This window comes from Nocardia wallacei (assembly GCF_029869545.1).
Lineage (GTDB): Bacteria > Actinomycetota > Actinomycetes > Mycobacteriales > Mycobacteriaceae > Nocardia > Nocardia wallacei_A.
Genome location: NZ_JARWQD010000153.1, coordinates 1 through 5992, shown reverse-complemented (window position 1 = coordinate 5992; position 5992 = coordinate 1). Strand labels below are relative to the sequence as shown.

Annotated in this window: 8 protein-coding genes; 2 read left to right on the top strand and 6 right to left on the bottom strand. The window is 66.6% G+C overall.

Going from position 1 to position 5992, the window contains the following annotated elements; all coding sequences use genetic code 11:
• Window positions 1–65 precede the first annotated feature (65 nt).
• Window positions 66–371 (top strand): transposase, encoded by a 306-nt coding sequence (locus QH290_RS12450; RefSeq protein ID WP_280266680.1) that lies wholly within the window; start codon window positions 66–68, stop codon window positions 369–371.
• 2 nt (window positions 372–373) lie between these two features.
• The gene (locus tag QH290_RS12445) at window positions 374–1261 is read left to right on the top strand and encodes an IS3 family transposase (protein WP_187684730.1); all 888 of its coding nucleotides are present in this window, start codon (window positions 374–376) and stop codon (window positions 1259–1261) included.
• 172 nt (window positions 1262–1433) lie between these two features.
• Here QH290_RS12445 and QH290_RS12440 read toward each other — a convergent pair whose 3' ends face one another.
• The 6 genes from QH290_RS12440 to QH290_RS12415 form a co-directional block, all read right to left on the bottom strand.
• Window positions 1434–2369 (bottom strand): bifunctional DNA primase/polymerase, encoded by a 936-nt coding sequence (locus tag QH290_RS12440; protein ID WP_280382918.1) that lies wholly within the window; start codon window positions 2367–2369, stop codon window positions 1434–1436.
• A complete protein-coding gene (locus QH290_RS12435) occupies window positions 2366–2947 on the bottom strand; it encodes a hypothetical protein (RefSeq protein ID WP_280382917.1) in 582 nt (193 codons plus the stop codon). The genes QH290_RS12440 and QH290_RS12435 overlap by 4 nt, the downstream gene beginning before the upstream one ends.
• A 162-nt stretch (window positions 2948–3109) precedes the next feature.
• On the bottom strand, window positions 3110–3922 hold the full coding sequence (locus QH290_RS12430) for a hypothetical protein (RefSeq protein WP_280382916.1): 813 nt from the start codon (window positions 3920–3922) through the stop codon (window positions 3110–3112).
• Window positions 3923–4181: 259 nt separating this feature from the next.
• Window positions 4182–4610 (bottom strand): hypothetical protein, encoded by a 429-nt coding sequence (locus tag QH290_RS12425; protein ID WP_280382915.1) that lies wholly within the window; start codon window positions 4608–4610, stop codon window positions 4182–4184.
• Between the two features lie 23 nt (window positions 4611–4633).
• Window positions 4634–5194 carry a hypothetical protein gene (locus tag QH290_RS12420; RefSeq protein WP_280382914.1) on the bottom strand — a complete coding sequence of 187 codons (561 nt, stop codon included), beginning with the start codon at window positions 5192–5194 and terminating at the stop codon, window positions 4634–4636.
• Between the two features lie 72 nt (window positions 5195–5266).
• Complete coding sequence (locus QH290_RS12415; RefSeq protein WP_280382913.1) at window positions 5267–5839, bottom strand: hypothetical protein; 573 nt, start codon at window positions 5837–5839, stop codon at window positions 5267–5269.
• Window positions 5840–5992: the final 153 nt, after the last annotated feature.

Genomic DNA, 5992 nt, shown 5'->3' with positions numbered 1-5992 from the left:
TGAGGTTCCCCCGCTTTCACGGAGAGCTCTGACGTGGTCCGATAGGGGCCGGAAGGAGTTCATCAGTGGCAGCACCGAAGAAGTATCCGGACGAGTTGAGGGCTCGGGCGGTCAGGTTGTATCGGGATGCGGATCCCAAGCCGACGATCCGGAAGCTGGCCGCGCAGCTGGGGGTGCATCACGAGGCTCTGCGGAACTGGATCCGCCAGGCTGAAGCGGACGCCGGCGAGCGTAGCGATCGGCCGACGACCGACATGGCCGAAGAGAACAAGCAACTACGCAAGCGGGTCGCTGAACTCGAACGCGTGAACGCCGTATTGCGTGATGCGAGTGCGTATTTCGCGTCGGAGCTCGGCCAGACCCGGAGGTGATCGTGCGGTTCGTGAAAGATCACCCGCAGCACTCGGTCGAGCTCGTATTGCGGGTGCTGGGCATCGCGTCGTCGACGTTCTATGGATGGCTGGCCCAGGCCAAGAACCCCTCGCGGCGGCGGCTGGCCGACGAACAATTGCTGGCTGAGATCGTCGATATCCACACCAGCTCCGGCGGCACCTACGGATCGCCGCGAGTGCACGCGATGCTGCGCCGCCGCGGTATCGCGGTCGGCCGCAAACGAGTCGAGCGGCTGATGCGGCGGGCGGGGCTGCAGGGCGCGTTCCTGCGTAAGAAATGGCGTATTCCCTCGACGCGGCAGGACCGCCGCGCCACGCCGGCACCGGATCTGGTCAACCGTGACTTCACCGCGGACACCCCGGACCGGTTGTGGGTGGCGGATGCGACGCGGATCCCGACCGGCGAGGGCGTGTTCTGGCTGGCGGCGGTCCGGGACGCGTTCTCCAACCGGATCGTGGGCTGGAAATGCTCCGACCGCTGCGACACCGAGCTGGTACTCGGGGCCCTGGAATACGCGGTGTGGGTGCGGGATGTGCGTGACGGACAACTGGTCCATCATTCCGATCGCGGCTCGACCTACACAGCCATTCGGTTCGCAAACAGGTTGGCCGACAACGGAATAGCCCAGTCGATGGGGTCGGTCGGAGACAGCTACGACAATGCGCTCATGGAGAACTTCTTCTCCACACTGAAGACCGAGCTGGTGTACCGGAACTCCTGGCGCACAAGGGAAGACGCGGAGAACGCCTTGTTCTCCTACATCGACGGTTGGTACAACACCCAGCGCATCCAGAAGAAGCTGGATTGGCGATCACCCGACGAGTACGAAGCCAGCTACCATCAACGGGTTCTGGCCGGAACCAGATAATCCGCTCTCCGGCTCGGCGGGGGAACCTCAGCTCCATCAATTTGAGGAAGTGATTGTGGTCCCGAGGGCTGAGATAGCCGGTGATTGTGGTGGCGTCGTCGGAGAGTAGGACTGCTTTGAAGTATTGGCCCATGTCGACCCTTTCCAGAGGGTGAGCATTGTTGTGGAACAGTCAGCTGATATGGCGCGGGCGGGCTGCCCCGTAGGCAAGACCGTCGTCGATGGTCCGGGCGGCCTCGGCCTCGGTGAACCCGTCGTATCCGATGTGGCGGCGGGCAGCGTCATGCAGGACAGCGCGGGCGTCGTGCTCGTCGAGTTCTCCGCCGCCGACCAGCCGCCCCAACGCCCCGGCGGCACGCAGCAGGGTCAGATGCCGTTGGCCTGTAGGTGCTGAGATGACCGCGTCGGCTTCGCTGCGAAGGATCTTGGTGATGTAGGCGTGGGCACGATAATCGGGCAACACCAAGGGATGTCGCGGCGGTGGCGGCGACGGTGTGAGCGCTTCGACCAGCCAGTCGGGCAGGTCCGCGATCGGGTTGCGGCGAACGATCCGATACACGCCGCCGGAGCAGCGCGACCCAGGTGCAACGACGTAGCCGCCGATGCCGCGGGTGTCGAGACGCCACCCCAACCGGCCGGTGCTGTTGCCGAGATCGGCTTGCGGTGGCGACCGGAAATAGAGATGCCACCCTGCGGGGGTGCGGACGGTCAGGGTCTGAGAAGGAACCGGTCTGCCCGCGGCCTCGGCCAGGCGTGTCAGGACATCGCGTCCGTCGACGGCACCGGACCATTCCGGCGGCGGGTCGACGTCGGCGCCCGCGTCGAGGTCGAGGACCAGCAGCCGGCTGGGACCGCAAGCGATACCGATGTTGAACGGCACTGTGCGCCAGAATCGGCGGATATCGGCCTGCTCCCGGGTTGCCGCGTCCTGCCAGCCCTTGATGGCCGGGCGTTTGTCCGCCGGGCGTAAAGGAAACACATAGTTGCCCGCCGCGGCGGCGGCCAGCGCCATCTGCATCATCGGCGCGACCCGTTCACTGAAGGGGGCACCCGGCGCGATGCGAGCCAAGTGCGCACCAACCGCGTCCGCCCACTGTTCGACGGTCATGACAAGGGGTCCGTCGAGCGGCGATCGGCAGGCGGATCGGGGCGCGGATCGATCGGGTCGTATCGGCCAGGATCCCAGTCGTCGACGTCGCGGCCGCATACCGCGCACTCGGGATAGGCGGTTCCGCCGGCGGTGACCTCCAACTGGTGGCGATGTGTGCTGTAGACGCAGCTACAGCCATCTTCGGCGTAGCATTCGCGTTCGCCGCCGTCGGGATGATTGTGGTCCCACTCCCGGGCCGAGACGTCCTGCTCGTCGAGCGCGGGGTAGTCCTGTAATGCCGCGACAAGGCGATCGAGTTCGCGCAGCGCGGCGGCGTCGTCGGCGCGAACGGTCAGGGTGTGGATTTGTCCGCCCGGCCAGAGATCGATGCGATAGTCGGTGCCGAACGGCGAGACGGCGTCGATGCGTTGTTGCGCGACTTCGTAATTGGATTCCTGAATCGCGGTGTCGCCGCGGGCGTTGACCGACAAGGGGGTGGTCAGCCAGAACCAGTCCTGCCGATCGCTTCTGCGGGTCCACCATATGTTGTCGCATTCGCGGCCGTGCACCTGGAGCTGTTTCGCGAGCGGAATCACTGCAGCGATTCGGTCGGCACGGCGCTTACGTGCTCCCGGCATAAGAGTTGTCCCTTCCTACGAGCAGGGCGTTCGCGATCCGGCGGTGCGCACGGGACGTTCCGGCGGGCCGCTCGTTGCGTGGCCCGCCGGATTCGGCACCGATCGGGGTGGTTGCGAAACCTAGACCAGTTCGGGCTGGCGCCTGCGCCGCGGTGCAACGGCTGTCGGGGTGGCGGTGCGGCGAGCGACGTAGCGGGGCGCCAGATACTCGTCGGCGTACCAGCGACCCGGGGAAAGCCACGGGTGATTGACGTGCTCGCCGTCGACCGCCGGATCCACGCCGGGCCGGAAGATTCGCAAGTGCCCGGGACCGACGGCGTGGTCGGGACCGAGCGCATCGTTGAACCCCGCGACGCTGCCGGGGTCGGCGACCACGACATTGGCCACGCCCGCGACCGCGGCAGCGGTGCGGTTCGCGATCGTGCCGAAGCCGGACGCGCTACGGCGCAGGCGGGTGAACAAGTCGGGCATGTGCATCATCACCACGATCGGCACGCGACGATCGAACGCCGACACCTGCTCGGCCAGCTGTTCACCGGCGGCTGCCCCGGCAATATAGCGGGGTGTCGTCGTCAGTAGGTCCTCGCCGACGCCCGGCCGCAGGCCGTGATCGAGCAGCGATGTCACCATCGACGGCGCGGCGCACGATCGGGCCTCACCCCGCACCTCGACCCTGATGGTCGTGGAGAACGTGCCGGACACGTGGCGGTCTTGCACAGCCCACAACCGGGTCCGCCGAACGTCGGTGCCGTCACGCAGTTCGACCAGTGACGCGGAGTACTCCCCGTGACCGGGGCGCGAAAACTGTTGGCGCGCTGTGATAAACGGGTTGACCGATGCCTCGGCGGTGACCCAGGCCGTGAACGCCGCCATCGCGGAGGCGAGTGCGTGCTGAGCGTGGTCGGTCCACGTCGCGGTGTAGAGAAGTTTCATGGCTCACTCCTGTGACGAGGGGCAGTGCGAGCACTCGCAGAGGCGGGGCTCGGCCCGTGTGGCGGGCGCGTCCCTCTCGCCACGGCGGCGGGAAGGGTGTCAAGCCTGCGGGCGCTCTTCCCGCAGGCTTGACACACGACCGACCGCCGTCGGCAGCATCACAAGCGCCCGCCACACGGCCGAACCCCGCCAACCCCCCACAAGGCAGTCCGGACGGCTGTGGGCGGTAGGTTGCGGCAACGCGTTTCGGGGATCAGCGCTATTGCAGGTCGGTTATCGGTTTGCGGCCGTCCCAAGCGAAGCAAGGTACGAACCGAACCGGATCACGCAGGTCGCGAAGGGCGCCGTTGCGGTTCCACCGATCGGCCTGCTCCGGGCTGTCGGGCCCGAGATCGAAGGGGAATTCATCCAGCCGGCCGCGCCAGGTCTCGGTTCCGGCGATGTCGCCGGGATCGGAGAAGATGACGAAGTCGATGTGCCGCTTGACATCCCACCGGTCATCGGGCGCCCGGTTCTCGTCGACCATCGACCAATCCAGCCGATACCAAACCACGGTGATCGCGGCACCCGATCCATCCGCATGGACACACAGCCAGCGAATCGACCAGCCCACCGCGCCGTCTGCACCGGGCTCGTCGACGAGCAGCCGCCCGATGCCGCGCGTCGCCCACCGGGAGCGTTCACGCATCTGGGGTGAACCACCGTCGGTAGTCACGATGACGTCACCCCTCGCGTGGCCTGCAGCACCCGATAACGGGAATCGACAGCGGCGTCGGCGCGGTCGTAGTCGACGCCGATGCGGCTACGGCGGTCCAGCAACTCGTCACGCACACGGACAGCCTCGATGTAGCGGTAGTGCGCCACGCGATGGTCGGTGAGGAAGTCGGTGGCCAGCGCGTACAGCAGATCGGCAGTGGCGCGCTGGGCATCCTCGGGCTGCGAACGGATCTTCTTGCCGAGCGGAGCATGCAACCGCCCGGACTCGCCGCCGATGACGAAGTGCGGACCAACGCCATCGACTGCCGAATCGGGATAGAAGTACACCCAGCACACCAGGCTGCCCACGGTGTTTCCGGCGACGACCAAATCGCGGAACTCCACCGACACCGCGGGCTGCCAGTCGCGGCGACGGCCGGTGCCCAGGACATGTCCACATACAGCCAGGACCGCGATGCCCTCAGCTTGCGGGTCGTCGGACGAGGAGACTCGGTAGGCGGCGTCGTTGCCCGCCGTGAGGATGTCGGGGGAGAGTGCGAATCGAGGGGCAGTCACGACACGACCACCTCCAATCTGTGGATGACAGGAAAGGAAATACGCTCCGCCCCGGAGGCCAGTAGCCGGGTTTCAGGCACGGAAAGGGCCGGAGCCGAACATGGCAGTCCAGCAGGCGGAGCAGATGCGGGACTTGACGAACTCACGGTCCGGGATCGACAGATGTGCGAGCGCGTCCTGGATCAGCATCCGGCGCGCACGCCACGCGGTGAACCGGTCATGGTTGACGAGGAAGGTTTCGGCCCTACCGCAGGTGTCGCAGGTGACTTCGACCGGCAGGCCCAGTGGCAGGTCGGTGTCGAATGGCGGGCGGTTCGGGGAGTCCTCGACGGGAAGTGCCGGATAGGCCGGCCGCTGTGAATGTGGTTGCGGCGGTGGATCTTCGGGCTTGTGGTCGGGGCGCGGGGGTACCGTATCGCCGTGTGGCGATGCCGTCGCATCGTCGTGCCGTGCAGCGTGATCGCGGCGCATGGTCGGCGGGTTTGCGGAGCCGCGGCGGTCGCGCGGGTCAGGGCCGATGGGGCGCTCCTGGTCGGCGGCGCAGTCGTCGCAGATGCCGGTCAGGTGTTTGCGCATGAGGTTCTTTGAGGAGATGGTGACGTTCTTGACCTTGCGGCAGTGCTCGCAGTATCCGATGGTGCGCATGTGCTGATGCCTTGTGTGTCCAGAAGGGTTGGTGGTTGGTTATGTGAATGGCTGACGGCTGATTCGTAAGCTCGTCGTCGCTTGCCGGTGGAAGTCCGGTCCGGGTAGCTGTCAGGAGGCCCGGTAGCAGGCTGGCGGTATCGCTTGGAAACG

Bases quoted from the DNA above. Each gene is read 5' to 3' on its own strand.
- QH290_RS12430 (WP_280382916.1), bottom strand. From the start codon at position 3,922: ATGAAACTTCTCTACACCGCGACGTGGACCGACCACGCTCAGCACGCA.
- QH290_RS12425 (WP_280382915.1), bottom strand. From the start codon at position 4,610: ATGCGTGAACGCTCCCGGTGGGCGACGCGCGGCATCGGGCGGCTGCTC.
- QH290_RS12415 (WP_280382913.1), bottom strand. From the start codon at position 5,839: ATGCGCACCATCGGATACTGCGAGCACTGCCGCAAGGTCAAGAACGTC.
- QH290_RS12440 (WP_280382918.1), bottom strand. From the start codon at position 2,369: ATGACCGTCGAACAGTGGGCGGACGCGGTTGGTGCGCACTTGGCTCGC.